Origin of the sequence: Brevundimonas sp. (genome assembly GCF_036402095.1) — a bacterium.
Classification (GTDB): Bacteria; Pseudomonadota; Alphaproteobacteria; order Caulobacterales; family Caulobacteraceae; genus Brevundimonas.
Window position 1 is genome coordinate 1 of record NZ_DASWTO010000049.1, and the last position, 25,304, is coordinate 25,304.

At 69.6% G+C, this 25,304-nt stretch carries 22 protein-coding genes and 1 pseudogene; 11 read left to right on the plus strand and 12 right to left on the minus strand.

All coding sequences use genetic code 11. The features are described 5' to 3' along the window. The 5 genes and pseudogenes from VGD32_RS03790 to VGD32_RS03810 form a co-directional block, all read right to left on the minus strand. Window positions 1–94 (minus strand): annotated as a pseudogene (locus tag VGD32_RS03790) (transcription elongation factor GreA); the annotation flags it as partial. Window positions 95–209: 115 nt separating this feature from the next. Next, window positions 210–410, minus strand: a complete 201-nt coding sequence (locus tag VGD32_RS03795) for a hypothetical protein (RefSeq protein WP_331030569.1) — start codon at window positions 408–410, stop codon at window positions 210–212. A 100-nt stretch (window positions 411–510) separates the two neighbouring features. Continuing rightward, window positions 511–1,173, minus strand: a complete 663-nt coding sequence (locus tag VGD32_RS03800; RefSeq protein WP_331030570.1) for a glutathione S-transferase — start codon at window positions 1,171–1,173, stop codon at window positions 511–513. 61 nt (window positions 1,174–1,234) lie between these two features. After that, window positions 1,235–1,435 (minus strand): cysteine protease, encoded by a 201-nt coding sequence (locus tag VGD32_RS03805; RefSeq protein WP_331030571.1) that lies wholly within the window; start codon window positions 1,433–1,435, stop codon window positions 1,235–1,237. 44 nt (window positions 1,436–1,479) lie between these two features. Then, window positions 1,480–3,339 (minus strand): family 43 glycosylhydrolase, encoded by a 1,860-nt coding sequence (locus VGD32_RS03810; RefSeq protein ID WP_331030572.1) that lies wholly within the window; start codon window positions 3,337–3,339, stop codon window positions 1,480–1,482. A 64-nt stretch (window positions 3,340–3,403) separates the two neighbouring features. On the opposite strand from VGD32_RS03810, the gene selD reads away from it, so the two are divergent. Further along, window positions 3,404–4,471, plus strand: coding sequence for a selenide, water dikinase SelD (selD, locus tag VGD32_RS03815; protein WP_331030573.1), 1,068 nt, complete (start codon window positions 3,404–3,406; stop codon window positions 4,469–4,471). Then, window positions 4,468–5,526: a tRNA 2-selenouridine(34) synthase MnmH gene (gene mnmH / locus VGD32_RS03820; RefSeq protein WP_331030574.1), complete on the plus strand. Its 1,059-nt coding sequence runs from the start codon at window positions 4,468–4,470 to the stop codon at window positions 5,524–5,526. Before selD ends, mnmH begins: the two co-directional genes overlap by 4 nt. Here mnmH and VGD32_RS03825 read toward each other — a convergent pair. Next, window positions 5,513–6,043 carry a hypothetical protein gene (locus VGD32_RS03825; protein WP_331030575.1) on the minus strand — a complete coding sequence of 177 codons (531 nt, stop codon included), beginning with the start codon at window positions 6,041–6,043 and terminating at the stop codon, window positions 5,513–5,515. The genes mnmH and VGD32_RS03825 overlap by 14 nt on opposite strands. A gap of 136 nt (window positions 6,044–6,179) precedes the next feature. Between VGD32_RS03825 and VGD32_RS03830 the strand changes: the two genes are divergently transcribed. Continuing rightward, window positions 6,180–7,475, plus strand: coding sequence for a dicarboxylate/amino acid:cation symporter (locus VGD32_RS03830; protein ID WP_331030576.1), 1,296 nt, complete (start codon window positions 6,180–6,182; stop codon window positions 7,473–7,475). A 15-nt stretch (window positions 7,476–7,490) separates the two neighbouring features. Here the strand turns inward: VGD32_RS03830 and carB are convergent, their stop codons facing one another. Together carB and VGD32_RS03840 are read right to left on the minus strand one after the other, a co-directional pair. Continuing rightward, window positions 7,491–10,790: a carbamoyl-phosphate synthase large subunit gene (carB, locus tag VGD32_RS03835; RefSeq protein WP_331030577.1), complete on the minus strand. Its 3,300-nt coding sequence runs from the start codon at window positions 10,788–10,790 to the stop codon at window positions 7,491–7,493. A 10-nt stretch (window positions 10,791–10,800) separates the two neighbouring features. Further along, a complete protein-coding gene (locus tag VGD32_RS03840) occupies window positions 10,801–11,115 on the minus strand; it encodes a ribonuclease E inhibitor RraB (protein WP_331030578.1) in 315 nt (104 codons plus the stop codon). A 357-nt stretch (window positions 11,116–11,472) separates the two neighbouring features. Between VGD32_RS03840 and VGD32_RS03845 the strand changes: the two genes are divergently transcribed. Together VGD32_RS03845 and VGD32_RS03850 are read left to right on the plus strand one after the other, a co-directional pair. Then, a complete protein-coding gene (locus VGD32_RS03845; protein WP_331030579.1) occupies window positions 11,473–14,529 on the plus strand; it encodes a TonB-dependent receptor domain-containing protein in 3,057 nt (1,018 codons plus the stop codon). Window positions 14,530–14,638: 109 nt separating this feature from the next. Continuing rightward, a complete protein-coding gene (locus VGD32_RS03850; protein ID WP_331030580.1) occupies window positions 14,639–15,433 on the plus strand; it encodes a hypothetical protein in 795 nt (264 codons plus the stop codon). On the opposite strand, the gene VGD32_RS03855 is transcribed toward VGD32_RS03850, so the two are convergent. Beyond that, entirely contained in the window at window positions 15,424–16,125 is a 702-nt protein-coding gene (locus VGD32_RS03855; RefSeq protein ID WP_331030581.1) for an HAD family hydrolase, read from the minus strand. The genes VGD32_RS03850 and VGD32_RS03855 overlap by 10 nt on opposite strands. A gap of 196 nt (window positions 16,126–16,321) precedes the next feature. On the opposite strand from VGD32_RS03855, the gene VGD32_RS03860 reads away from it, so the two are divergent. Genes VGD32_RS03860 through carA form a run of 4 tightly spaced genes read left to right on the plus strand, consistent with a single transcriptional unit; the run spans window position 16,322 to window position 20,733 of the window. Continuing rightward, complete coding sequence (locus tag VGD32_RS03860) at window positions 16,322–17,146, plus strand: hypothetical protein (RefSeq protein ID WP_331030582.1); 825 nt, start codon at window positions 16,322–16,324, stop codon at window positions 17,144–17,146. A 41-nt stretch (window positions 17,147–17,187) separates the two neighbouring features. After that, window positions 17,188–18,186: an aromatic ring-hydroxylating oxygenase subunit alpha gene (locus tag VGD32_RS03865; RefSeq protein ID WP_331030583.1), complete on the plus strand. Its 999-nt coding sequence runs from the start codon at window positions 17,188–17,190 to the stop codon at window positions 18,184–18,186. After that, window positions 18,183–19,526 carry an amino acid permease gene (locus VGD32_RS03870; RefSeq protein WP_331030584.1) on the plus strand — a complete coding sequence of 448 codons (1,344 nt, stop codon included), beginning with the start codon at window positions 18,183–18,185 and terminating at the stop codon, window positions 19,524–19,526. Before VGD32_RS03865 ends, VGD32_RS03870 begins: the two co-directional genes overlap by 4 nt. A gap of 46 nt (window positions 19,527–19,572) precedes the next feature. Then, window positions 19,573–20,733 carry a glutamine-hydrolyzing carbamoyl-phosphate synthase small subunit gene (carA, locus tag VGD32_RS03875; protein ID WP_331030585.1) on the plus strand — a complete coding sequence of 387 codons (1,161 nt, stop codon included), beginning with the start codon at window positions 19,573–19,575 and terminating at the stop codon, window positions 20,731–20,733. Between the two features lie 89 nt (window positions 20,734–20,822). Here carA and VGD32_RS03880 read toward each other — a convergent pair whose 3' ends face one another. Together VGD32_RS03880 and VGD32_RS03885 are read right to left on the minus strand one after the other, a co-directional pair. Next, window positions 20,823–21,674 carry an SIMPL domain-containing protein gene (locus VGD32_RS03880; protein ID WP_331030586.1) on the minus strand — a complete coding sequence of 284 codons (852 nt, stop codon included), beginning with the start codon at window positions 21,672–21,674 and terminating at the stop codon, window positions 20,823–20,825. Window positions 21,675–21,728: 54 nt separating this feature from the next. Next, window positions 21,729–22,196, minus strand: coding sequence for a nuclear transport factor 2 family protein (locus VGD32_RS03885; RefSeq protein ID WP_331030587.1), 468 nt, complete (start codon window positions 22,194–22,196; stop codon window positions 21,729–21,731). A gap of 117 nt (window positions 22,197–22,313) precedes the next feature. Between VGD32_RS03885 and VGD32_RS03890 the strand changes: the two genes are divergently transcribed. After that, window positions 22,314–23,552, plus strand: coding sequence for a DUF1624 domain-containing protein (locus tag VGD32_RS03890; RefSeq protein ID WP_331030588.1), 1,239 nt, complete (start codon window positions 22,314–22,316; stop codon window positions 23,550–23,552). A gap of 48 nt (window positions 23,553–23,600) precedes the next feature. Here the strand turns inward: VGD32_RS03890 and VGD32_RS03895 are convergent, their stop codons facing one another. Then, window positions 23,601–23,867 (minus strand): hypothetical protein, encoded by a 267-nt coding sequence (locus VGD32_RS03895; protein ID WP_331030589.1) that lies wholly within the window; start codon window positions 23,865–23,867, stop codon window positions 23,601–23,603. Window positions 23,868–24,089: 222 nt separating this feature from the next. Here VGD32_RS03895 and dnaG point away from each other — a divergent pair. Next, the coding region (gene dnaG, locus VGD32_RS03900; RefSeq protein ID WP_331030590.1) for a DNA primase at window positions 24,090–25,304 on the plus strand (1,215 nt) is incomplete at its 3' end.

The following is a 25,304-nucleotide window of genomic DNA, read 5'->3' on the forward strand; positions in this document are numbered from 1 at the left end:
CCGCGATGACGCTCGGCCTCTCGACCGACTTCAATTGCTTCAACTGATCGTCGAGGGCACGGTAGCCCTCGGCCGTCATCGGCACTTTTTCCATATGTCGTGAGTTTCTTGGCTAGCCCGACTGACAGACTTACTCGGCACAGAGGTCGCTGGGCGCACGCGACCGGCCCAAGAGGGTAGGGCGCCCTGCGCCCGGGTTCAAGGCCCCTTCAGATCGACCTCGAAGCGGCCCGGTCCCGCGCCCGGCCACGGACCTGCCGGATCAGGCTCCAGGCCAGCCAGGCGATGGCGGCCAGTCCGGCGGCCATGAACAGGCTGGACAGCAGCACGACCCCGGCCGCCATGAAGGCGAGGACGAAGGCGACGGCGGCGGCGAGGGCGGCGATGACTTGAACGGTTCTCAGGCGCATGGCCCGTTAACGGTTATGGCGGACGGGAGTTGCGGCTCAGCCGCCCGCCCCTTCCCTGCGCCGGCGCACTGTGGCTTCGGCGCCGATATGATGTGTCGGGTCAGGCGTAGCTGTACGGACCGCCCCGCTGCAGCGCCCTCTGGTAGGCGGGGCGGGCGTGGATGCGATCCAGGAACGCCTGCAGCCGCGGCTTGTCGGCGCCGTAGCCGACCCGGCTGCCCGCCTCGACCGGGAAGCTCATCATGATGTCGGCGGCCGAGAAGGCGTCACCCGCGAACCACGCGGACCGCGCCAGCTCCGCCTCCCAGTACGCCGTATGGGCGGCGATCTGCGGATCGATCATCCTCGCATTCATGCCCCGGCTGATGCCGTTGGCGACCGGCCGGATCAGCAGCGGAACCCGCTTCGGAATCTGGCTGAAGATCAGCTTGAGCAGCAACGGCGTCATCGCCGAGCCTTCGGCGTAGTGCAGCCAGTAGGTGAAGCGCCGCCCCTCCGGCGTCCCCCGGGCCGGGCGCAGCGCCGACCCGCCGTGCGTCTCCAGCAGGTATTCGACGATAGCCCCCGTCTCGGCCACGCGCGCCTCGCCGTCGTCGAGGACGGGCGACTTGCCCAGCGGATGGATGGCCTTCAGTTCGGACGGCGCCAGCATGGTTTTGGCGTCGCGCTGATAGCGCTTCACCTCATAGGGGACGCCCATCTCCTCCAGCAGCCACAGCACCCGCTGGGATCGGGAGTCGTTGAGATGGTGGACGGTGATCATGGGCGCGGCTCCGCTTGCCCGGTCAGTTAGCGGAGTTTACGCGGCGTCGGTCCAGCGGTTTTCAGCGCCGCCCGCTCCAGCGCCGGCGGGGGTGCGGCACGGCGCCGGCGGCTGGCCCGTGCGGCGGGTTGCGGCGACTCTCCCAGAGCTGGAAAGCCAGGGTTGCCAGGGCCAGCTTGCCGGCATGACGGCCCGCCAGCCGCCGCCCGCCCTTGCTGAGCAACAGGCCGCCGATCAGGGGGGCGAGTCTGGGGATGGGCATGGCGGTCTCCTTTCGAAGATCAACGCGCCGGGCGGGCGGTCCGTTCAGTCGCGCGCCGGAACCCGCACGACCCGGCTGAGCGGCGACACCCCGTTGGGCGAGAAGGCCTCGACGGCGAACCAGTAGTCGACGCCGGTGTTGAGGGCCCGCACCTCCAGCCGGTTTTCCATCTCGCGCAGATCGTCGCCATAGACCTGGTAGGTCAGGAACAGCCGGTCGGGGGCCACGCCCCAGCGGACGTTGTAGCCCAGCGCCCCCGACACCGGCGTAATGCGGACGGTGGCGTTCCTCTGGTCGCCGCCGCGTTCGACCCGGATGTCGGTCGGCCGCTCGGGCGGCTCGCCGTCCGACGTCCCGAACACGCGCAGGTCCGAGATGGCGAGGTTGGCGGCGGCGACTTCGCCGTGCTCGTAGCGGATATAGCGGGCGTCGACCGGGCGCTCGCCCTCGACATAGGCGTTGGGCCGGTCGCGTTCCGAGTCCGACAGGTCCGCGAAGACCCGCCAGTCGGCGCCGTCCATCGACCACAGGATGCGGAACCGCGTGCGAATGCCGGGCCGCTCGGCATGGATGCCGGACTGATGGTCGGCGTAGTTGACCTGCACCGCATGCACCCGCTTCGGGGCTCCGAGGTCCAGCGTCAGGGTCTCGCCCGGGCGATTGGCGCCGGCGACCCAGAAGGTGCGGGGGTTCTCGTCGGCGGCGCGGTCGGCGCTGAATTCTCCCTCGGTCGAGGAGGCCTCGGCCGCGGCCTTGTAGGACAGCGGAAACCAGCCGGTGAACAGGCTGTCGGGGTCGTCGATCCGCTCCGTCGGCATTCGCTGGGGATAGTCGCCGAACCGGCTGGAGAAATGCATCTGGCCGTCCGACGTGAAGCCGCCCGGGAACATCGCGATGCGCCGCTCGAAGGTCCAGTTGTGGCCGATCCACGGCGTGCCGGTGTTCCACCAGTTGCCGTGCCGATCCTGGAAGGTCGAGCCGTGTCCCGCCCCCTCGACGAAGCCGCCGGGCTTGTAGCTGACCGGATTGTACGGCGCGTATTCAAACGGGCCGAGCGGGCCGGGGCCGACGTAGGTTCCGTTGGCGTAGGCGTTGTATTCAGTGCCGGGCGCCCCGTACTGCAGATAGTACCGCCCGCCGTGCCTGGTCATCCAGGCCCCCTCCATGAAGGGCTTGATGGGCGTGCCGTCGGCCAGGGTTCCGGAATGGTCCTGGCCGAACCGCTCCCAGCCGTGCTGATCGGGATGCAGGGTGTGCAGCCGGGTCGGCTCGCCCACGAAGCGCACCGGCGGCGTCGGATCGATCTCGGACCCGTACAGCGGATAGACGTTCGAACTGCCCCAGTAGAGGTACCATTTCCCGTCGTCGTCGATGAACAGGCCCGGGTCCCACGGTCCGGGCGGCAGCTTCTCCGGCGGCAGGCCCGCGTCGCCGTAGCTGCCCTCCTCGTTGCGGCTGACCGCCCCCGGGACTGGCGGCAGCACCCGCGTGTGCCAGTCCCAATGCCCCGTCTCCGGATGCTCGCTGACCAGCAGCGGACGCGGCTCGAAGGCCGACTGCATCAGATAGAGCCGCTCGCCATCCGAGACCGCCGCCGGCGCCACATGCCCCTCGAACGGCCACTTGTCGGGCTGGACATAGGTCCAGTCGAGCAGGTTCTCCGAGGTCCAGTAGCCGTCGGCCAGGGTCTGGAACAGGAAGTATCTGTCCCGGTGCAGCACGACGACCGGATCGGCCCCGGTGCGGTAGCTGATGCCCCGGTGGGTCTGCTCGAAATTGTATTTGTAGTCGATGTCGACCGGATTGGCCCAGGTCCGGGGCCGGCCCTCCTGCGCGGCGGCGGGGGCGGCGGCCAAGGGAGCGGCGATGGCGGCGGCGAGGGCGATCAGCAGGGTCGGGCGCATGGCGTCACGCTAGCATGCGGCCCCGCCTGTTGAGTTCACGAGCGGTTTCGCCCTAAGCCGGGGCATGACCCCGACCGAGCCTTCGCCGGAAACACCCGCCGAACCCCGCCTGACGTCGCTGGCCCACGGCGGCGGCTGCGGCTGCAAACTCGCCCCCGCGGTGCTGCAGGATATCCTCAGGGGCATGCCGCAGGCCGCGCCCTTCGCCAATCTGCTGGTCGGGACCGAGACCAGCGACGACGCCGCCGTCTGGCGTCTCAACGACCAGCAGGCGCTGGTGGCCACGACCGACTTCTTCATGCCGGTGGTCGACGACCCCTTCCACTTCGGCCAGATCGCCGCGACCAACGCCCTGTCGGACGTCTACGCCATGGGCGGGACGCCGATCTTCGCCCTCGCCATCGTCGGCATGCCCGTCAACGTCCTGTCGACGCGGACCATCGGGCGTATTCTGCAGGGCGGGGCGGCGGCCTGCGCGGCGGCGGGCGTGCCGGTGGCCGGCGGCCACTCGATCGACAGCGTCGAGCCGATCTACGGCCTCGTCGCCCTCGGCCTCGTCCATCCGGACCAGGTGCTGACCAATCGCGGCGCCAAGCCCGGCGACGTCCTCGTGCTGACCAAGCCGCTCGGCGTCGGCGTGCTCAGCGCCGCCTTCAAGCAGGAGCGGCTGGGCAAGGACGGCTACCGCACCCTCAAGGACACCACGACCCGGCTGAACAGCCTCGGGGCGAAGCTGCCGGCCCGTGCGGGGGTGCACGCGGTCACCGACGTCACCGGCTTCGGCCTCGCCGGCCATGCGCTGGAGATGGCGCGCGGCGCGGGCGCGACGGTCGAGATCACCGCCGATGCGCCGATGCTCGCGGGCGTTCGCGACCTGCTGCAGGCGGGCGTCCGCACCGGCGCCTCGGCCCGCAACTGGGCCAGCTACGGCGCCGAGATCGACCTGCCCGGAGACCTGGAGCCGTGGCGGCGCGACCTGCTGACCGACCCCCAGACCTCGGGCGGCCTGCTGATCGCCGTGGCCGCAGACGGCGTGCGCGACCTGCAGGCCTTCGCCCGTATCAACGGCTCGGGCTTCGACATCGTCGGCCGGGTGGTCGAGGGCCCGCCGCGGGTCCGCGTCACCCTATGATCCGCCGCGCCGTAGACCTGTCGCCCGCCGCCCGCGACGGCTACGACGCCCTCATCGACGTGCGCAGCCCGTCCGAATTCGCCCTCGACCACATTCCGGGGGCCGTGAATCTGCCGGTGCTCGACGACTTCCAGCGCGCGGCGGTCGGGACCGAATATGTGCAGGGCTCCAAATTCCTCGCCCGCCGGACCGGTGCGGCCATGGTCGCCCGCAACATCGCCGCCCATCTGGAGGGCGCGCTGGGCGAGCGCGACGGTTCGTTCCGGCCTTTGGTCTACTGCTGGCGCGGCGGTCAGCGCTCGGGGGCCATGGTCACGGTGATGGACCAGGTGGGCTGGCCGGTGACGGTGCTGGATGGCGGCTACCAGACCTGGCGGCGTCAGGTGAAGACGGCCCTGTACGACACGCCGCTGGCGCACCGGCTGGTGCTGGTCGACGGGGCCACCGGCTCGGGCAAGACGGCCCTGCTGCAGGCGGTGGCCGCACGCGGCGTCCAGACCCTCGACCTCGAAGCCCTCGCCGCGCACCGCGGCTCGCTGTTCGGGGCCATGCCCGGCGGGCAGCCGTCGCAGAAGGCCTTTGAGAGCCGGTTGCACGACGCCCTCTCCCGCCTCGACGCGGCCCGCCCCGTGCTGGTCGAGGCCGAAAGCTCCAAGATCGGCGCGCGCGTCATTCCGCCGTCCGTGTGGACGGCCATGAGCGCCGCCGCCGCCGTCCGCCTCGAGTCTCCGGTCGAGGTCCGCGCCGCCCGCACCGTCCGCGACTACGCCGCCATCGCCGCCGACCCCGCCGCCCTCGACACGGCCCTGACCCGCCTGCCGCGCCACATCAGCAAGCAGATGGTCTCGGAGTGGCGGACGCTCGCCGCCGCAGGAGAGGTCGAGGCGCTGGCGACCGACCTGATCGTCCATCACTACGACCCGGCCTATCGCCGGCAGGGCCCCGGAGCCCGCCGGGAGCTGGCGCGAGTCGGGATCCAGTCGCTCGACGCCGCCGCCCTCGAAGCGGCCGCGGAGCAGGTCGCCGCGGTTCTCGCGGGCCTCAGCCCTTCATGACCATGTCCAGCCCGACCACGGCGCTGACCGCGATCGAGGCGACCACCCAGGTCAGGGCCAGCGTCTTCCACGACACCTTCAGGCGCTGGCTGCCGAGCGCCAGCAGGGCGAACAGCCCGAGGGTGACGATGATCGGCAGGGTCCACATCCCCCAGCCCAGCCAGTCGCTGATCCGCGCCTCGTCATTCGGATTGAACAGGCTGATGACCGTGGCCATGAACCGCATGAAGGCGGCCCAGAACAGGAACGCCCAGGCCGCCGCGCTGGCCCGCGTCTGCACGAGCCACAGGGCGACCAGCGCCTGAACGAGGGTCACGACGGGCCCGGCGGCGGAGATGATCGCGTGGTCGGCCGGACTGGCCGTTCCGCGGGCCCCGGCGCTGTTCAGGCCGAAATACGCCTCGTGGCCCAGCAGCACCGCCGCCAGCCAGTGCCCGGCCTCGTGCAGGGCGAAGGTGATGAAGCCGGCGATGAAGACCAGGGCGTAGAAGCCCGCACCCGTGTGCATAACTTGCATCCGCCCCTCCGCAGCCGACGGCGCAGCTTGCGGCGCACCGGTGACGGGGTCGAGTTAAGGATCGTTCACGCCCGGCGCGCGATGGTCCGCACGGGACGGATGGTCAAACCCCCGGGTCGTGCTTAGCTTCGCCCCCATGACCCGTTCCCGCACCGCCGTCCTGATGTCGTCCCTGAGTCTGCGGGTGCTTGTCGCCCTCGCCGCCGGTCTGCTCGCCGGCGCCGCGGCCCAGGCCTGGGGCGTTCCCGGCGGCACGGGCACGGTCGCCGTGGTCGAGGGGCTGGGCCAGCTGTGGCTCAACGCCCTGCGCATGACCATCATCCCGCTGGTCTTCGCCCTGCTGGTCACGGGCATCGCCTCCATCGCCGACGCCGCCGCGACCGGCCGGCTCGCGCTGAAGGCCGTCGTGGTCTTCGCCGTCCTGCTGGTGGGCGCGACAGTCTACGGCGTCCTCGCCTCGGAGGGGCTGCACGCCGTGTGGCCGATCGACCCCGAGGGCGGCCGGCTACTGCTGTCCGGCGCGGCCGGCGACGCCGTAGTGCGCGAAAATCTCGGCGGCGGCGGCCTGACCGCCTTCCTGACCAGCCTCGCGCCGTCGAACCCGATCCGCGCCGCGGCCGAGGACGCCATTCTCGGCATCGTCGTCTTCGCCATCGTCTTCGGCTTCGCCACCACCCGCCTGCCGGACCGCCTGCGCCAGCCCCTGACCGTCTTCTTCGAGGCCGTGGCCGAGACCATGATCGTCATCGTCCACTGGGTGCTGCTCGCCGCCCCGGTCGGCGTCTTCGCCCTGTCGCTGGGCGTGGGACTGCGGGCCGGACTCGGCGCGGCCGGGGTGCTGGGCCACTACATCGCCATCGTCGTGCTGGCCCTGGTCGGCCTGATCCTGCTGACCTACGTCGTGGCGGTGGTCTGGGGCCGTGTCGGCCTGGGCCGTTTCGCCCGCGCCGCCGCCCCGGCCCAGGTGGTGGCCTTCTCGACCCAGTCCTCGCTGGCCTGCCTGCCGGTGATGGTGGAGCGCGCCCGCGACCGGCTGGGCGTCTCGGCGGCCACGGCGGGCCTCGTCCTGCCGCTGGCGGTGGCCGTATTCCGCATCACCTCGACAGTCGCCAACCTCGCCGTCTGCATCTACGTCGCCCACCTGTACGGCATCCCGCTGACGCCCGGCGTGCTGATCGCCGGCGGCGTCACGGCGCTGGCCATCAGCGTCGGCACTGTCGGCCTGCCGGGCCAGGTCAGCTTCTTCGCCTCCATCGCCCCGATCGCCATCGTCATGGGCCTGCCGCTCGAGGTCCTGCCCCTGCTGCTCGCCGTCGAGGTCGTGCCCGACATCTTCCGCACCATCGGCAACGTCACCGCCGACCTCGCGGCGGCGCGCATCGTCGAGGGCCGGGACGCCACGGCGGATCCCGAGGCGGCCTCGGGGATCTAGCCGCGCCCTTACGGCTCAGCCGTAGTCCTGGATCGGCCGGACATCGAGGTCTCCGGCCTTGATCGCGCCGATGGCCTGCGAGGCCGCCAAGGCGCCGGCGGTGGTGGTGTAGTAGGGGATCTTCATCATCAGCGCGGTGCGGCGCAGGCTGAAGCTGTCCTGCAGCGACTGCTTGCCCTCGGTGGTATTTATGACCAGCTGGACCTCGCCGTTCTTCATGGCGTCGACGATGTGCGGACGGCCTTCCAGCACCTTCTTGACCAGTCCGACCTCGAGGCCCTGACCCGTCAGATAGGCGTGGGTTCCGGCCGTGGCGATGATCGAGAAGCCCTCGGCGATCAACGTCTTCACCGCGTCGACGATGAAGGGCTTGTCGCCCTCCTTGACCGAGACGAAGGCGCAGCCCGCGACCGGCAGGATCGTCCCGCCGCCGATCTGGCTCTTGGCGAAGGCGCGGGCGAAGGCCGGGGCCATGCCGGCCTCGCCGTCGCGCTTCCAGTCCAGCCCCATGACCTCGCCGGTCGAACGCATCTCGGGACCCAGCACCGTGTCGACGCCGGCGAAGCGGGCGAACGGGAAGACCGCTTCCTTGACCGCGATGTGGTCGTAGGGCTTGTCCGCCAGACCGAAGGACTTCAGCGGCACGCCCGCCATGACCTTGGCGGCGATAGCGGCGATGGGCTGGCCGATGGTCTTGGCCACGAACGGCGCCGTGCGGCTGGCGCGCGGATTGACCTCCAGCACGAAGATGCGCGGCTCGGCGCTGTGCGGCTCCTCGATGGCGAACTGCACGTTCATCAGGCCGCGCACCTTCAGCGCCCGGGCCATGGCCTCGGTCTGACGCTTCAGCTCGGCCACCGTTTCGGCCGACAGCGAGTAGGGCGGCATCGAACAGGCGCTGTCGCCCGAGTGCACGCCGGCCTCCTCGATATGCTCCAGCACCCCGGCGACGAACACCGTCTCGTCGTCGCAAAGGGCGTCGACGTCCACCTCGGTGGCGCGGTTCAGATAGTGGTCGATCAGGACCGGGTCGTCGCCCGACACGCGCATGGCCTCGTGGACGTAGCGGTCCAGCTGCTCGCGGTCGTGGACGATCATCATGCCCCGTCCGCCCAGCACATAGGAGGGGCGCAGCACGACCGGATAGCCGACCTCCTCGGCCTTGTGCGCGGCTTCCTCGGCGCTGCGGGCCAGGCCGTTCGGCGGCTGCATCAGGCCGATGTCCTGCAGCATGCGCTGGAACCGCTCGCGGTCCTCGGCGAGATCGATGGAGTCGACGCTGGTGCCGAGGATCGGCACGCCGTCGGCCTGCAGCGCATGGGCCAGCTTCAGCGGCGTCTGGCCGCCGAACTGCACGACGACGCCGATCAGCTCGCCCTTCGAGCGTTCGACGTCGATCAGCTCCAGCACGTCCTCGGCCGTCAGCGGCTCGAAATACAGCCGGTCCGAGGTGTCGTAGTCGGTCGACACCGTTTCAGGGTTGCAGTTGACCATGATCGACTCGACGCCGATGTCGTCGAAGGCGAAGGCCGCGTGGCAGCAGCAGTAGTCGAACTCGATGCCTTGCCCGATCCGGTTGGGTCCGCCGCCCAGGATAATCGCCTTGCGGCGGTCCGTCGGGTTGGCTTCACACTCCGGAATCTGGCCGAGGGCGCCGGTCTCGTAGGTCGAATACATATAGGCCGTGGCGGACGCGAACTCGGCCGCGCAGGTGTCGAGGCGCTTGAACACCGGCCGCACGTCGAGGGCGCGGCGGGCCTTGCGGACGGCGGCTTCGCCCTGGCCGGTCAGCTGACCGAGACGCGCGTCCGAGAAGCCCTTGGCCTTCAGCTTGCGGAAGTCGGCGGCGGTGGCCGGCAGGCCCTGCACGACGACGTGGCCCTCGGTGCGGACGATGTCGGCGATCTGGCGCAGGAACCACGGCTCGTACGAGCAGGCGGCGTTGACTTCCTCGACCGACAGCCCGTGGCGGAAGGCCTGGGCGATGACGCGGATGCGGTCGGGCGTCGGCTGGCCCAGCGCCCGCACCACGGCGGCGCGGACCGAGGCCTCGTCATCGACCTCCAGCACGCCGTCGATGTCGATCTCGTTGAAACCGGTCAGGCCGGTCTCCAGTCCGCGCAGGGCCTTCTGCATCGACTCCTGGAAGGTGCGACCGATGGCCATGACCTCGCCCACCGACTTCATCGACGTCGACAGGGTCGCCTCGGCGCCGGGGTATTTCTCGAAGGCGAAGCGGGGAATCTTGGTGACGACATAGTCGATCGACGGCTCGAACGAGGCCGGCGTGACCTGGGTGATGTCGTTGGTCAGTTCGTCCAGGGTGTAGCCGACGGCCAGACGCGCCGCGACCTTGGCGAGGGGGAAGCCGGTGGCCTTGGAGGCCAGCGCCGAGGAGCGCGACACGCGCGGGTTCATCTCAATGACGACCATGCGGCCGTCTTTCGGATTGATCGCCCACTGGACGTTCGAGCCGCCGGTCTCGACGCCGATCTCGCGCAGGACGTTGATCGAGCCCGTCCGCATCCGCTGATATTCCTTGTCGGTCAGCGTCAGGGCGGGGGCGACCGTGATGCTGTCGCCGGTGTGCACCCCCATCGGGTCGATGTTCTCGATGGAGCAGATGATGATGCAGTTGTCCGCCTTATCGCGGACGACCTCCATCTCGTACTCCTTCCAGCCGAGCACGCTCTCCTCGATCAGCACCTCGGTAGTCGGCGACAGGTCGAGACCGCGCTCGACGATCTCTTTGAATTCCTCGACGTTATAGGCGATGCCGCCGCCCGTGCCGGCGAGGGTGAAGCTCGGCCGGATGATGGCCGGCAGGCCGACGAACTCCAGCGCGTCCTCGGCCTCGTCGATGTGGTGGATGGCCTTGGAGCGGGGGCTCTCGAGGCCCAGCTTGTCCATGGCGTCGCGGAATTTCTGGCGGTCCTCGGCCTTGTCGATGACGTCGGCGCGGGCGCCGATCATCTCAACGCCCCACTTCTTCAGGGCGCCCGACGCGTCGAGGGCCAGGGCGGTGTTCAGCGCCGTTTGTCCGCCCATGGTCGGCAAGAGGGCGTCGGGCCGCTCCCTGGCGATGATGCGCTCGACGAATTCCGGCGTGATCGGCTCGATATAGGTCGCGTCGGCCACCTCCGGGTCGGTCATGATCGTGGCCGGGTTCGAGTTCACCAGGATGACCCGATAGCCCTCGGCCTTCAGCGCCTTGCAGGCCTGGACGCCCGAGTAGTCGAACTCACAGGCCTGGCCGATGACAATGGGGCCGGCGCCGATGATGAGGATCGACTGGATGTCCGTACGTCTGGGCATCTCAGCCTCCTCAGTTGGTCACGACCGCGCACTCCCAGCCGTCGTAATCGAGCTGGAAGGCCGCGGCCCAGGATTGCATCATGGCGGAAACGGGCGAGAACGAGTTTTCGTCCACGGCCATCGTCGTCTCCAGAATTGTGCAGTCGTCCTGACCGCGGGTCAGGAAGCCTGCGCGCCGGGCCACCTCGTTGAGGTCGTCGTGCGCCCCGTCGCCGTAGAAGTAGAACAGGGTGTGACGCGGCGTGACGCCGCTGTCCCCATGCGCGGCCAGGGACGCCCGGACCATGGCGTCGCGCTCGTCGTGAGGGACGTCGTCATCGGTCAAAGCGGCTGGTCTCCTCGCGCGCGCGGACCCGACGCAGGCGGAGCCGGCGCTGGGCGGTTCGGGTTGTCGGTTAAGCGGCCCGTTTAGAGAGCAGGCGGCGGCGGAGCAAGGCGAATTGCGCGGCGCGCTTCCACACCTGACGCGACGCCAAACAGGCAACCCGCAAGCGCTCCGGCCACGACAGTAAACGAACACCGTTATGTGATGGCGTTACAGCAACGCTTGAACACATTCTCGGCGTTTTTCGGTGCCTCATTGTCGCATTAGAGGCTGAAATGCGTCGGAGCGGGTTGTGGAGGCCGCCCGGCCTTTCGTAGTCTTTCCGTCAACCTCCCGTACCAGCGAGAACAAATCCCGATGTCTTTCCGTACGCGCCTGCGTGACTCCTCTGCTCTGGCCGGCGGCGTATTCGCCGCTCTCCTGCTGGCCGCCCCGGCCTTCGCCCAGGATCCGGTTCCGCCGCAGGACGCGCAGCCCGTTCCGCAGAACGAGGGAGACACGCAGGAGGACGTCTCGCAGGTCGGCGACGTCATCGTCACGGGCTCGCGCATTCCGCAGAACGAATTCACCAGCCCGTCGCCGATCCAGGTGCTGACGGCCGAGCGCGCCGAACAGCGCGGCCTCAGCGACACGGCCCAGCTGCTGCAGTCCTCGACGCTGGCGGCCGGCTCGCCGCAGGTGAACTCGACCATCTCCAGCGCCTTCGTCACCGACGGCGGACCGGGCGCGGCGACCATCTCGCTGCGCGGTCTCGGCGCCAACCGCACGCTGGTGCTGCTGAACGGCCGCCGCGCCGGACCGGCCGGCACCCGCGGCGGGGTCTCGGCCTTCGACCTCAACGTCATCCCGCAGTCGGCCATCAATCGCATCGACGTCCTGAAGGACGGCGCCTCCTCCATCTACGGCTCCGACGCCGTGGCCGGAGTCGTCAACCTGATCACCGAAGGGGCCCGCGACGGCGGCGAAATGGCCGCCTTCGCCAGCATGCCGTTCGAGGCGGGCGGCGAGCAGTACAATGTCTCCGGCGCCTTCGGCACGACCTTCGACCGCGGCTACATCAATATCTCGGGCGACTACTACCGCCAGGAGAAGCTGGCGGCAGGCGACCGCGAGTATCTGTACTGCCGCAACCAGTATGTGTTCGAGCCGGGCACCAACACCCGCGCCGACCGTATCGATCCGCGCACGGGCCAGCCGACCTGCAACGACCTGACCTGGGGCCAGGTGTTCGTCTACGGGCCGGACTTCTCGGGCCGCGCGGGGCGGTTCCAGTTCGACTACGACGGCGACCTTGGCCAGTACATCCCGCCCACCGACGGTTCGGTCGGGCTCTATCCGAACGCCCCCGCCGGCTTCTATCTGGTCAACTACGACGCGGCGTCGCGTGCGGTGGTCAACAACCTGCACCCCTTCGCCCTCGAAGAATCGATCATCCCCGAGACCGAGCGCTATACCCTCTTCGTCGACGGGGCGTATGAGTTGGGCGGCGGCGTCGAGGCCTATGCCGAGGTGCTGCTGAACCGTCGCGAGAGCCGCACGGACAGCTATCGGCAGTTCTGGAACTACACCCTCACCTCGGACTTCCTGGACTTCTACTACGGCCCCGGCGCGGGTGGAGACCCCGTCACCGACTTCACCGGCCTGAACATCCTCAGCGCCACCCCGGTGACCGATCACTTCGACCAGTCGCAGAAGGTCGACTACACCCGCGTCGTCGCCGGACTGCGTGGCGATATCGGCGGCGGCTTCCTGGAAGGCTGGAACTGGGACATCTTCGCCCAGTACAGCCGCTCGGACGGTGAATACACCTCGGACGTCATCCTCAACGACGCCGTGGAGTCGACGAACTTCAAGACGGTCTCTTGCGTCGGCGACATCCTGCCCGTGAGCGGCCGGGCCTGCATCGACATGGACTTCACCGACCCGCGCGTCCTGCGCGGCGACCTGACTCCGGAAGAGCGCGCCTTCCTGTTCGACACCGAGACGGGGACGACCATCTACGAGCAGGCCTATGTCGAAGGCTCGCTGGCCGGGAACCTGTTCGAACTGCCGGCCGGTCCGCTCGGCGTGGCGGTCGGCTTCCACGTGCGTCGGGACGAGATCGTCGACACCCCCGGCGAGGTCACCCTGGCCGACAACAGCTGGGGTCTGACCGGCGCCGGCATCACCGAGGGCACGGAAGACACCCGCGAGGCCTACGCCGAGCTGGCCATTCCGCTGCTGGCCGACAGGCCGTACGCCCAGAGCCTCGATCTGTCGCTGTCGGGCCGCTACACCGACACCAAGACCTCCGGCAGCGCGACCACCTACAAGGTGGGCCTGAACTGGGCCATGAGCGACGCGATCCGCTTCCGGGCGACGCATGGCACCTCGTTCCGCGCCCCGGCGCTGTTCGAGCTGTACCTGGCCGACCAGACCAGCTTCGCCGGGCAGCGGAACATCGACCCCTGCCTCAACCTCGACCAGCGGGTCGCGGACGGCAATCTGTCGACGACCGACCCGCTCTACGTCAACTGCACCAACCCCGCGGGCCCGGGCGGCGGCGTCGCCGGCGACTTCAACGGCGGCGTGTCGTCGGCGGAAGTTGTGACCGGCGGCGGACTGGGCGTGCTGGAGCCGGAAACCTCGACGGCGACGGTCATCGGCGTGGTGCTGACCCCGCCGGACAGCAACCTGAGCCTTGCCCTCGACTATTTCGAGATCAAGATCGAGGACCAGGTCGACGTCCTCGGCCCGGCCGGCATCCTCCAGGCCTGCTATCTGTCCGAGAACTTCCCCAACGACCCGATCTGCGCGCAGTTCGACCGCGACCCGGCCCTCGACGGCAGCATCGTCCAGGTCCGCGACAGCTTCCTGAACATCGCGGAGCAGAACAACCGGGGTCTCGACTTCACCGCCCGGTGGTTCCACGACTTCGATTGGGGCACGCTGACGCTGGACACCCAGACGACCTGGACGCTGGAATCGAACCAGGCGACGTTCGCCGACTTCGGCACCGACTTCCTCGGCGATGTCGGCAACCCGGAACTGGTCGGCAACTTCAACGCCACGGTGAGCCGCGGTCCGTGGACGGCCTTCTGGGGCTTCGACTGGATCGGCAACCAGGACAACCGTCCGGACCGCATCCGCAACGGCCAGTCGCTGTTCCAGACCATCGACGGCCGCCGCACCGAGTTGAAGGCGGACGCCGAGTTCACCGGCTTCCACAGCCTGTCGCTCTCGTATGAGGCCGAAGGCGACGGCTGGACCGGCGGCTGGACGATCGCGGGCGGCGTCGCCAACCTGTTCGACGAACTGCCGCCGGCGGCGTCGGCGGCGGCGGTCGGAACGCAGGGCAACTCGATCCTGTCCTCGCAGTATCAGGAAGCCTACTACGGCCGTCGGGCCTTCGTGCGGGTGAGCAAGTCCTTCTGATCCGCCGGACGTCATCGACAGGGGGCGGCGGAGCAATCCGCCGCCCCTTCGTCGTTTAAGCTACAACCCGACAGGACGGCGGGGCGCCGTCCAGGCAGGAGGAGGCCGCATGGCTGTCATCAAGGGTCTGAAGGACACGCTGAACGCCGAGGTCGTCCGCTTCCGGCAGGCGCCGCTGAAACAGCCGGTGCTCCTCAACAGCGTGCCGAAAGGCGGGACCCATCTGCTGCGCAACATCCTGCGCATGTTCGTTCCGGTCGAGCAGCATCACGACCGGGACTTCGTGCAGATCCCGAACATGCATCTGCACCTCGACGCCTTCAATCCGCACGAGCCGAAGCTGGCGTCCGGCCATCTGCTGTTCAGCGACCAGTCGGTCGCCAACATCCGCTATGCGCGCCACATCCTGCTGGTTCGCGATCCCTACGACTGGGTGCTGGCGAGGGCGCGCTTTTTCGTGTCGGAAGAGTTCGAGCAGGAGAACATCCAGCACCTGAAGACGCCCGGCCTCTACGCGCCGGAGGTGATCCTGAACATGATGATCTTCGGGATCCACCAGAAGTCGCCGGCGCTGATCGACATCTACACCCACAACGCGGCGGCCTGGCTCGGCACGGGCGTGCACCTGGTGCGCTACGAGGACGTGGTGCGGGCCGTCGGCGATCTGGACTCTCCTGAAAGCGCGGCCTTCTTCGACGCCCTGCTGGACGCCGCGGGGATCGAGCGGCCGGACGACTGGCGGGAGCGGGTGACGATCGGGGCGGACCGGAAACTGAGCCGGACCGCCAGGGAGAACCTGAAGCTCCCGGAAGGGCTCGAGTTTCCCTCCAGCCTTCCGGAGACCCAGCGGCGCCTGGTCGACTTCCACGCCCCCGGCCTGAGGGCGCTGCTCGGCTACGCTTGAGCCAGCCGCCGCTCGATCCAGTCCGGAAGCTCGGCGATCCGTTCCAGAGCTCCGTAGCGCGGATGTCCCTCAGGCGCGTCGGCGAGTTCGTGCGCCCAGGTGATGGCGTAGGGGATGTGGACGGCGAAGGCTCCGGCCTCGAGCGCGGGCAGCACGTCCGACTTCATCGAGTTCCCGGCCATCACCGCCTCGGCGGCTCCCGTGCCGTGGCGCGCGAAGACGCGCTCGTAGGTGGTGCGGTCCTTCTCCGACACGATCTCGACGGCGGCGAACAGGTCGCCGAGGCCCGACGCCGCCAGCTTGCGTTCCTGGTCGAGCAGGTCGCCCTTGGTGACCAGCACCAGCCGGTAGCGTTCGGACAACCGGGCGAGGGCATCATCGACTCCGGGCAGGGTCTCGACCGGGTGGGCCAGCATCTCGCGGCCGGCGGCGAGGATTTCCCGAAGCGCCCCCGGCGGCGGATCGCCGCCGCAGATCTCCATCGCCGTCTCGATCATGGACAGGGTGAAACCCTTAACGCCGTAACCATAAAGACGGAGGTTGCGTCGCTCGACCTCGGCCAGGCGGGCCTGGATGGCCGCGTCGTCGTGATCCGTCAGCAGGGCCAGAAACCGCGTCTGCGTCAGCCGGAAGATCGTCTCATTGTGCCAGAGGGTGTCGTCGGCATCGAGGCCGACCGTGGTGATGGTCATGCGCGGTTCCGGTGTTGGGCGGTCTCCTCCTGACCCGCGGCGGCGGTGCGGTCAACGTTGCGGGAGAGGCGCCGTCCCGATCCGGGAAACGACGTGGTCAACGGGATTTGACCACGTTCGTGAGCAATGTGTTTTCACCTTGAGGCGTTTCCTGCACGCGGGGGGTTCTGTTTCAGACCGGTTGGAGAGAACGGTCATGAGGAACGAGCCAGGGTACCCGAGCAGCTTCAAGGCCGAACCGGATTTCGACGCGCGCGATGAAGGACTGCACGAGGCCATCGCCCGGATCGGCGAACGGCGGTCGTACGCCGCGCCCTATGAAAGCCTCACCTTCACCCTGCTCACCCGTGCGAGGCGCGAGCTGATCGTGACCCTGGCGGCGCAGCCGGTGTTCGACCTGGCCCGTTCGACGCCCGTCGCCCGGCGAATTCGCCGGAGTGTTCGCCACCGCGGCGGCGAGAGCGCTCTGGTGGGCCTGGGCCGGCGTACGCTCGAACCCGGCGACCTTGTGCGCATCGACACCCAGACGCTGAGGAACGGGCTCGATCTGCTGCGGCTGGGCGCCGACGACATCGGCGTGCTGCCGGCCTTCTGGCGCACCGTGGCCTCCAGCGGCGGCCGGTTCGACCTGCTGTGCGCCGAGATGCAGCACGAATCGGCGCCGGGAACCCTGCTCGTCGAGGTCATGGGGGGCCTGGAGCAGGCGCCGCCGGAGGCGATCCAGGAAGCCATCCAGCATTTCGAGACGGGCTCTCTGGGCGCGATCCTGCACATCGCGCCCGATCCGGGCGCGGCGCAACGGTTGTCGCAGGTGCGCGCGCGCTGCCTGGCCATCGACTTCGCCGGCGTCGAGCACGAGACGGCCCGGGAATGGCAGGCGGCGGCGATGCTGATCGGGACGGCGCGCCTGGCCTGTCCGCAGGTCATGCTGCTGAATCTTCGTCCGGACCGGGGCCTCGCCGCCCATGCCGCCGGGGCCACCCACGCCGTCTTCGCCGGCATGGACGCCCTGATCGTCTGAGGACGGTTGACGTCCGGCGCGGCTGCGGGCCTTGATCGGCCATGCAGGTCACGCTTCCAGCCCGGCTCTATGGCTGTCCCGACGCCTGGGCGCGCGAGCGGACGGGGGTGTTCGGCCGGGCCTGGCTGTTCCTCGGACACGAAGCGGAAGCGGCCGAGCCGGGAGACTGGATCGCGACCGACGTGGCCGGGCATCGGCTGCTGGCTGTCCGGGGCAAGGACGGGGTCCTGCGGGCCTTTCACAACGTGTGCCGACACCGGGCCGGACCGCTGGTCGAGGGCGCGAGCGGCCGCTGCGAGGGTGAACTGGTTTGCGCCTACCACGGCTGGCGCTATGCGCTGGACGGGCGTTTGCGCGCGGCGACGGGATTCGGGGCGGTGGAAGGGTTCGATCCGCGCGGGTTCGGGCTTCTGGAGGTGAGGCTCGAGGCCTGGCGGGGGCTGATGTTCGTGAACCTCGATGCGGGGGCGGCGCCGCTGGCGGATCACGTCGCGCCGCTCGAGACCCTGCTGGCGGAACGGGGACTGGAGATCGCCGCTCCGGCGCTGCGGCGGAGCCACGACCTGGCCTGCGACTGGAAGGTCTATGCCGAGAACTATCTGGAGGGCTACCACATCGGCTCGGTCCATCCGGTGCTGGCCGACGAGCTGGGCTCGGCCGAGTATCGCATACGGGTCGAGGGCGACCTCGTCGTGCAGGAGGCGGTGGGCGTCAACGACGGGCCGCAGGCGGGCGTGTGGGGCTGGCTGTGGCCGAACCTCGGGATCAACGTCTATCGCGACGGGGCCATGATCGAACGGATGACGCCGACGGGCCCTGGGCGGACGCGGCTGGATTATCTGTTCCTGAACGACGGCGGCGCGGCGGCGTTGGGAGACTCGCTGGAGGCTTCCGACCGCCTGACCGGCGAGGACGCCCGCATCTGCGAGGCGGTCCAGGCCAATCTGTCGGCCGGCGCCTATGACACCGGCGTGCTGAGCGCCCGGCATGAGGCCGCCGTGGCCTGGTTCCAGTCCCGTCTCGCCGAGGTCCATGCATGAGCGAAGCGCCCCGCACCCCCATTCCCCTGGCCGAGGAACCCCTGTCGGACCGGCACAAGCTGGGCTGGGGGCTGGCCGCGCTGGTCGTCGCCGGCAACATGATCGGCTCGGGGGTCTATCTGCTGCCGGTCAGCCTGGCGGCGGTGGGCAGCTCCAGCCTGATCGGCTGGCTGGCGGCCGGGGCGGGGGCGGTGACCCTGGCGCTGGTGTTCGGGGCGCTGGGCCGGCTGCAGCCGGACGCCGACGGCCTGCCGGGTTTCGCGGAGCGGGGGCTGGGCCGGTTCTTCGGCTATCAGACGGCGCTGGCCTTCTGGACCGCCTGCCTCGTCGGCAACGTCGCCATCGCTGTGGCCGCCACGGGCTATCTGGGCTTCTTCTGGCCGGTGCTGCGGGACCCCATCACGGCCACCTTCTGCAATCTGGGGATCATCTGGCTGGCCACCATCGCCTACATCATCGGGGCGAGGACCGCGTCGGGCCTGGCGGCGGTGGCCCTGGCCATCGGCATCGCGCCGATCGCGGTCGCCGTGGCGGCCGGGATCGCGGCCTTCGATCCGCAGACTTTCGCCGCCTCCTGGAGCCCGTCGGCGACTCCGCTGATCGAGAGCGTGCCGGCCTCGCTGGCGGTGATCTTCTGGGCCTTCCTCGGCGTCGAGAGCGCCGCGGCGCTGTCAGTGAGGGTCAAGCATCCGGCGCGGGATGTCGGGCGGGCGTCCGTGGCCGGGGTGCTGCTGGCCACCGTCGTTTACGTCGCCGCGACCGTGGCCGTGTTCGGCGTCATCCCCGCCGATGTGCTGGCCGGCTCGACCAGTCCCTACGCGGATCTTGCGGCGCGGGTGTTCGGCGCGTCGATCGCCGGGGTCGTGGCGGTGTGCGCCGTCGTCAAGACGGTCGGCACCGTCGGCGGCTGGGTCATGCTGGGCGGCGAGACGGCGCGGTCGGCGGCGCGGCAGGGCTATTTGCCGTCGGGCTTCGGGGCCGGCGAGCGCACCCCAATCGCCAACCCGCTGCTGGGCGCCGCGATCATGAGCGTGGTGACGGTGGTGGTGTCCGGCCAGCAGACGCTGGGCGACCAGTTCGGCGTGCTGGCCGGGGCGACGTCGGTGCTGTCGCTGGTGGTCTACGCCATCTGTGCGGCCTCGCTGTTCCGTCTGGCGCGGCGGACCCAAGCCCGCACCATAGCGGTGGCCGGCTTCCTGTTCGCCTGCGCCGCGGTGGGCTTTGCAGGCCTGGAGTACGTCTGGCCGGCGGCGGCCTTCTTCGTCCTGACCACGGCCGCGTGGGTCGCGTTTCTGAGAAAGTCCCGGCCGCGCGTTGACCCCGTGGCGGGCGACGCCTAACCACGCCGCCGTTTGCTCGCCGGGATTCGGTGTTACGGAGCCTGCCATGACCACACAGCTTCTTCCCGGCGTCACCGGCGTGCTGGCGCTCGCCGACGGAACCATCCTGCAGGGCATCGGCTGCGGCGCGACCGGCACGGCCCTGGGCGAGGTGGTCTTCAACACGGCCATGACGGGGTATCAGGAGATCCTGACCGACCCCTCCTACATGAGCCAGATCCTGGCCTTCACCTTCCCGCACGTCGGCAACACCGGGGTGAACGTTGAGGACGTGGAGCAGATCGGCGGCGGCTCGGAGACCTCGGCGCGCGGCGCGATCTTCCGCGACGTGCCGACCGATCCGGCCAACTGGCGCAGCGAAAGCGACTTCGACGCCTGGATGAAGCGGCGCGGCGTGGTCGGTCTGGCGGGCGTGGACACGCGATCGCTGACGGCGCGCATCCGCGACGCCGGCGCGCCGCACGCGGTCATCGCCCATGATCCGGAGGGCCGCTTCGACCTCGAGGCGCTTGTGGCCGAGGCGAAGGCCTGGAGCGGGCTGGTCGGGCTGGATCTGGCGAAGGACGCCTCGACGCTGCAGTCGTTCGACTGGGACGAAGGGCTGTGGGACTGGCCGGAGGGCCATCCGCGCGTGAACGCGACCGACAAGTCGGTGGTCGTGGTCGACTACGGCGTGAAGCGCAACATTCTGCGGGCCCTGGCCTCGACGGGCGCGAAGATCACCGTAGTGCCCGCGACCACGACGGCCGAGGAGATTCTGGCGCGCAACCCGGATGGGGTGGTGCTGTCGAACGGGCCGGGCGATCCGGCGGCGACGGGGACCTATGCGGTGCCGGAAATCCGCAAGCTGGTCGACAGCGGCAAGCCGTTGTTCGGCATCTGCCTGGGCCACCAGATGCTGGCGCTGGCGCTGGGCGCGAAGACCGTCAAGATGGATCAGGGCCACCACGGGGCCAATCATCCGGTCAAGGACCTGACCACCGGCAAGGTCGAGATCGTGTCGATGAACCACGGCTTCACCGTCGACCGCGACAGCCTGCCGGGCGCGGTGGTCGAGACCCATGTCAGCCTGTTCGACGGCACCAACTGCGGCATCGCCCTGAAGGACAGGCCGGTGTTTAGCGTCCAGCATCACCCGGAAGCGTCGCCGGGGCCGACCGACAGCCTTTACCTGTTCCAGCGCTTCGCGGATTCGATGAAGGGCTGAGAGGCGGCAGCATCCCGAAGGGTAAGGGATGACAGGGTACGGGTTGGTAGGGCGCCGATCGCCCCTTCCAGCGCCATCATGGACGGGCCTTAGTCCTCGAACCCGAAGCGGACCGCGACGCTGACGAGGGCGTTTTCTCCGTCGTGGGAGCGCATCAGGACGCTGACGTAGCGGACGGGGCCGAGACGGCGGCCGGCCGCTTCGGCGATCGCCTCGGCCTGGGCGCGGGCCTTGCGGACGCCGTCGGCGGTCGCCTGATGCCAGACCGGCTCGCCGGGGTCGCGGGTCGGGTCCAGGCCGAGCAGCGACACAAACGGGGCCATGGCGCCGAGGTTCAGGCCGTTCAGGCTGTCATCGAGGTTGGTGACGCCGGCCTCGACGAGGGCGTCGACGAACTCGGGCAGGCGCGACTCGTTCGGGCGGTCGAGTTTGACCTGCACGGAGGCGGTGACGGTGCGCGCGTCGGCGGCGGCCGGCGTGTCTGCTTCACCGATGGGTTCGATGAGCTCGACCTCGACGGCGTCGTCCATTTCCGCGGACCAGTCGATGGCCGCGGGGGCCATGGCGGCGTCGCCCGTCAGCCAGGCGGGCGTCGACTCGCCGATCGCATAGTTGGTGGCGCCGACGTCGATGGCGACGTCGAAGCGGTTGGCGACCGAGCGGACCCGCTCCAGCTGGGCGTTGCGATCGGCGACCGCCTCGACGGCGGTCTTGCCTGCCCCCTGGATGGTGACGGTCATGGGGCTGGAAGCGGCGGCCGGCAGCGGCGCCTCGCCCTGGGCGGTGACGAACAGACCGGGGCCGCCGGTCATCGATTCCGCCATGCTCTGGCCGAACTGGTCGACGGCGGCGGCGACAGGGCCGACAAGGTCCTGGGCCGCGGCCGGCGCGGCGGCGAAGGCGAGCGTGGCGGCGGCCACGGCTGCGGCGAGACGGTTCATGGTGCTTTCCCCCCAGAGATGCAGGGGGAGACAACCACAGGAGCCCGGCTGTGGCTAGGTAGCGGGAGCCTTCGGCTCGGCCTGGAACATCTTGTTGACGATCACCCAGCGGCCGTCGATGCGCGACAGGGCCATGTAGTCGGTGAAGCGGACGGCCGGGTAGTCGAGCACGATCTTGGCGACCGCGGTGTCGCCGGTGACGTCGATGCTCTCGATCCAGCGCCGGCGCTGAGCCTCGTCGGCGGCGGGGGCGCCGGACGCCCGGCCGATATACTCCTCGGAAGTCATGCGGATCAGGCTTCCGTTGCGCATGCCCCAGAGCTGGGCGTCGGGATGGAAGGCGGGGCGGAATTCGTCGGCGAGGCCGGTGGCGTGGCCGCGCAGATAGGCCTCCAGCGGCGCACGGACGGCGGCGTCGACGGCCTGCACCTCGGCCGAATGGGCCACCCATGCGTCCTGCGCCATGGCGGGGGCCGCGGCCAGGGCCACGGCCAGCGCAGCGGCGATGATCAGCGGTTTCATGTCGGTCTCCAGACCCCGGTCCCCGTGCCGATCGAAGCACGTTCGCGTCCGGTGGTGAAGCGGCCTCTGGCGCAGCGGCCGCAAGCCGCCTTAAGCTTGGCGCGGGAGGGATCCGCCATGACCGCACAGCCCGTCGAGGCCGCACACGACGCACCGCTGGCCTCGCCGGCCGCCGCCGCCACGGGGAAGACCCGCTCAGGCGCCGCCCGTATCGATGCGATCGACGCGTTGAGGGGGCTGGTGATCGTGGTCATGGTGCTGGATCACGTTCGGGACTTCTTTCACGCCACGGCCTTCACGGCGGACCCGATGGCGCTGGACTCGGGCAATCCGGCGCTGTTCCTGACGCGCTGGATCACCCATCTGTGCGCGCCGACCTTCGTCTTCCTCGCCGGGCTTTCGGTGTGGCTGCAGAAGGCCAACGGCAAGAGTCCCGGGGATCTGTCGCGCTTTCTGCTGACGCGGGGACTGTGGCTGATCGTGCTGGAACTGACGGTGATCGGATTCGGCTTCAACTTCGGCTGGTGGATCTTCCTGCAGGTCATCTGGGCCATCGGCTTCGGCATGATCGTTCTGGCGGCGTTGCATCGGCTGCCGCGCGCCCTGGTGCTGGCGATCGGCGTGTTGATCATCGCCGCCCATCCGGCGCTCAATCTCATTTCGCCCGCGGCTTTCGGGCCGCTGGAGCCGCTGTGGAGGGCCATGGCCGTGCGGGGGCCGTTCCCGACGGGGGCGGGACTGCTGCTGGTCGTCTATCCGGCCATCCAGTGGACCGGGATTCTGCTGCTGGGCTACGGCCTGGCCGGCTTTGTAACCGACGCCGGCGGACTGAGGCGAGGCCGGATCGCGCTGCTCGCCGTGAGCTTCCTGGTCCTGTTCGCGGTCGCGCGCGCCGTCAACCTTCCCGGCCTCGACCCCTTCCCCTGGGCGGCGCAGGACAGCCCGCTGTGGAGCGTCTTCAGCTTCGTCAGCGCCAACAAATACCCGCCGTCGCCGGCCTATGTGCTGCTGATGCTGGGGCTGGCCTTCGTCCTGCTGCTGGCCCTCGACCGGCTGCGGGGACCGGTGACGAGCGTCCTGCTGACCTTCGGGCGGACGCCGCTGTTCACCTATCTGCTGCACATCTGGATCGCGCATGCGCTGGCGGTGGCGGTCGGTATGGCGATGGGGGTTTCACCCTCGGCCTTCCTCAACACCATCACCGACCCGTCGCGGCTGATCGAGGCTGGATGGGGCTTCAGCCTGCCGTGGGTCTACGTCGCCTGGGCGTCGGTGCTGGTTATCCTGTATCCGCTGTCGCGCTGGTTCGAGGGACTCAAGCGGCGGCGGCGCGACTGGTGGCTGGGATATCTCTAGGCGAAACGCGCTATCGTTCGCGACGCCGTCGCTGGCTGCCTGAGGGCGTCAGGGCAGGGGGGCGAAGCTCTTCTCCTCGCGCAGGGCGCTGGCCTTGCGGATCGCCGCCGGCGCGGCGTTGAGCCAGTAGTCGGCGTCCTCGAGACGGTTGCTGCGCAGGCGTTCCAGCCCACGGCGCCGCCGAAGGGCCGCGTTCTCGAGCAGACGGGCGTGCAGGGCGCGGGGCGGCAGTTCGGCGATGGCGGGGGAACCTGGGACGGCGACGGCGTCGGGGCCCCGGGGCTCCACCGCCGGGCGGGCGATGGCGATGTACATCGGAAGCGGTCTACCTCGATCGGCGCCCGGTGATTCTGGCCGGGGCCGGCGTGATCCGCCGACTTTCGCGGCGGCTGCATGGTTAATCCACAGGCCTGTGGATCGTTCCGCTTTCGGAAAAAATTATGCGCATAATCAGGCGGTTATGGACGCATTCCAGCCTTTGTGGTTAACCAAAGGTAAATGCGCCCGCTCAGGCGAGTCCCGCGCTATAAGACGGCCGTGCGCTTCGACGACCGCTTCCTTGAAGAACTGAAGGCCCGCCTTCGCCCGTCCGACGTGATCGGCCGGACGGTGAAGCTCAAGCGGCAGGGGCGGGAGTATGTCGGCCTGTCGCCCTTCACCAAGGAGAAGTCGCCGTCCTTCTTCGTCAACGACGACAAGGGCTTCTTCCACGACTTTTCATCGGGCAAGCACGGCGACGTCATCAGCTTCCTGCAGGAGACCGAGCGGCTGAGCTTCGTCGAAGCGGTGCAGCGTCTCGCCGGCGAGGCGGGCATGGCCCTGCCGGCCGAAGACCCGCAGGCGGCCGAGCGCGAGCAGAAGCGCCAGGGCCTGACCGACTGGATGGACCTGGCCCAGAAATGGTTCGCCGCCAATCTGCGCCGCTCGCCCGGCAAGGCCGCCCGCGAGTATCTGGAAAAGCGCGGCCTGCCCGAGGATCAGTGGGAGCGATTCGGTCTCGGCTATGCCCCGAACGACCGCGAGGGGTTGAAGAACGCCCTGGTGCAGCGCGGGGCCAAGCCGGGCGAACTGGTCGAGGCCGGGATGCTGATCGCGCCGGAGGGCGGCGGCACGCCCTACGACCGGTTCCGCGACCGGTTGATGTTCCCGATCCTCGATGCGCGCGGGCGGATCGTCTCGTTCGGCGGCCGGGCGATGAACCCGGACGACCGGGCCAAATATCTGAACGGGCCGGAGAGCCCGCTCTTCCACAAGGGCGCGACCCTTTACGGCCTGCCCGAGGCGCGGCGCATCCTCGGGGCCGAAAGCCGCGATAGCCAGGCCATCGTGGTGGTCGAGGGCTATATGGACGTCATCGCCTGCCAGCGGGCCGGCATCCCGGCCGTGGCGCCGATGGGCACGGCCCTGACCGAGGAGCAGATGGAGCGGCTGTGGCGGGTGTCGTCCGAGCCGGTGCTGTGCTTCGACGGCGACGCGGCGGGCCGACGGGCGGCGTACCGCGCCATCGACCGGGCCCTGCCGCAGCTGAAGCCGGGGCGGTCCTTCCGCTTCGCCCTGCTGGAGGGGGGGCAGGACCCGGACGACATCCTGCGCGAGAAGGGAGCGCCGGCGCTGCGGCAGGCGCTCGCCGCGACGCGTCCCTTCGCCGAGGTGCTGTTCCAGAAGGAGGCCGAGGCCGAGCCTCTGGACACGCCGGAACGGCGGGCGGGGCTGAAGGGCCGGCTGCGCCAGGCCGCCTCGGCGGTGCAGGAC

Bases quoted from the DNA above. Each gene is read 5' to 3' on its own strand.
- VGD32_RS03795 (WP_331030569.1), bottom strand. From the start codon at position 410: ATGCGCCTGAGAACCGTTCAAGTCATCGCCGCCCTCGCCGCCGCCGTC.
- VGD32_RS03800 (WP_331030570.1), bottom strand. From the start codon at position 1,173: ATGATCACCGTCCACCATCTCAACGACTCCCGATCCCAGCGGGTGCTG.
- VGD32_RS03805 (WP_331030571.1), bottom strand. From the start codon at position 1,435: ATGCCCATCCCCAGACTCGCCCCCCTGATCGGCGGCCTGTTGCTCAGC.
- VGD32_RS03810 (WP_331030572.1), bottom strand. From the start codon at position 3,339: ATGCGCCCGACCCTGCTGATCGCCCTCGCCGCCGCCATCGCCGCTCCC.
- selD (WP_331030573.1), top strand. From the start codon at position 3,404: ATGACCCCGACCGAGCCTTCGCCGGAAACACCCGCCGAACCCCGCCTG.
- mnmH (WP_331030574.1), top strand. From the start codon at position 4,468: ATGATCCGCCGCGCCGTAGACCTGTCGCCCGCCGCCCGCGACGGCTAC.
- VGD32_RS03825 (WP_331030575.1), bottom strand. From the start codon at position 6,043: ATGCAAGTTATGCACACGGGTGCGGGCTTCTACGCCCTGGTCTTCATC.
- VGD32_RS03830 (WP_331030576.1), top strand. From the start codon at position 6,180: ATGACCCGTTCCCGCACCGCCGTCCTGATGTCGTCCCTGAGTCTGCGG.
- carB (WP_331030577.1), bottom strand. From the start codon at position 10,790: ATGCCCAGACGTACGGACATCCAGTCGATCCTCATCATCGGCGCCGGC.
- VGD32_RS03845 (WP_331030579.1), top strand. From the start codon at position 11,473: ATGTCTTTCCGTACGCGCCTGCGTGACTCCTCTGCTCTGGCCGGCGGC.
- VGD32_RS03850 (WP_331030580.1), top strand. From the start codon at position 14,639: ATGGCTGTCATCAAGGGTCTGAAGGACACGCTGAACGCCGAGGTCGTC.
- VGD32_RS03855 (WP_331030581.1), bottom strand. From the start codon at position 16,125: ATGACCATCACCACGGTCGGCCTCGATGCCGACGACACCCTCTGGCAC.
- VGD32_RS03860 (WP_331030582.1), top strand. From the start codon at position 16,322: ATGAGGAACGAGCCAGGGTACCCGAGCAGCTTCAAGGCCGAACCGGAT.
- VGD32_RS03865 (WP_331030583.1), top strand. From the start codon at position 17,188: ATGCAGGTCACGCTTCCAGCCCGGCTCTATGGCTGTCCCGACGCCTGG.
- VGD32_RS03870 (WP_331030584.1), top strand. From the start codon at position 18,183: ATGAGCGAAGCGCCCCGCACCCCCATTCCCCTGGCCGAGGAACCCCTG.
- carA (WP_331030585.1), top strand. From the start codon at position 19,573: ATGACCACACAGCTTCTTCCCGGCGTCACCGGCGTGCTGGCGCTCGCC.
- VGD32_RS03880 (WP_331030586.1), bottom strand. From the start codon at position 21,674: ATGAACCGTCTCGCCGCAGCCGTGGCCGCCGCCACGCTCGCCTTCGCC.
- VGD32_RS03885 (WP_331030587.1), bottom strand. From the start codon at position 22,196: ATGAAACCGCTGATCATCGCCGCTGCGCTGGCCGTGGCCCTGGCCGCG.
- VGD32_RS03890 (WP_331030588.1), top strand. From the start codon at position 22,314: ATGACCGCACAGCCCGTCGAGGCCGCACACGACGCACCGCTGGCCTCG.
- VGD32_RS03895 (WP_331030589.1), bottom strand. From the start codon at position 23,867: ATGTACATCGCCATCGCCCGCCCGGCGGTGGAGCCCCGGGGCCCCGAC.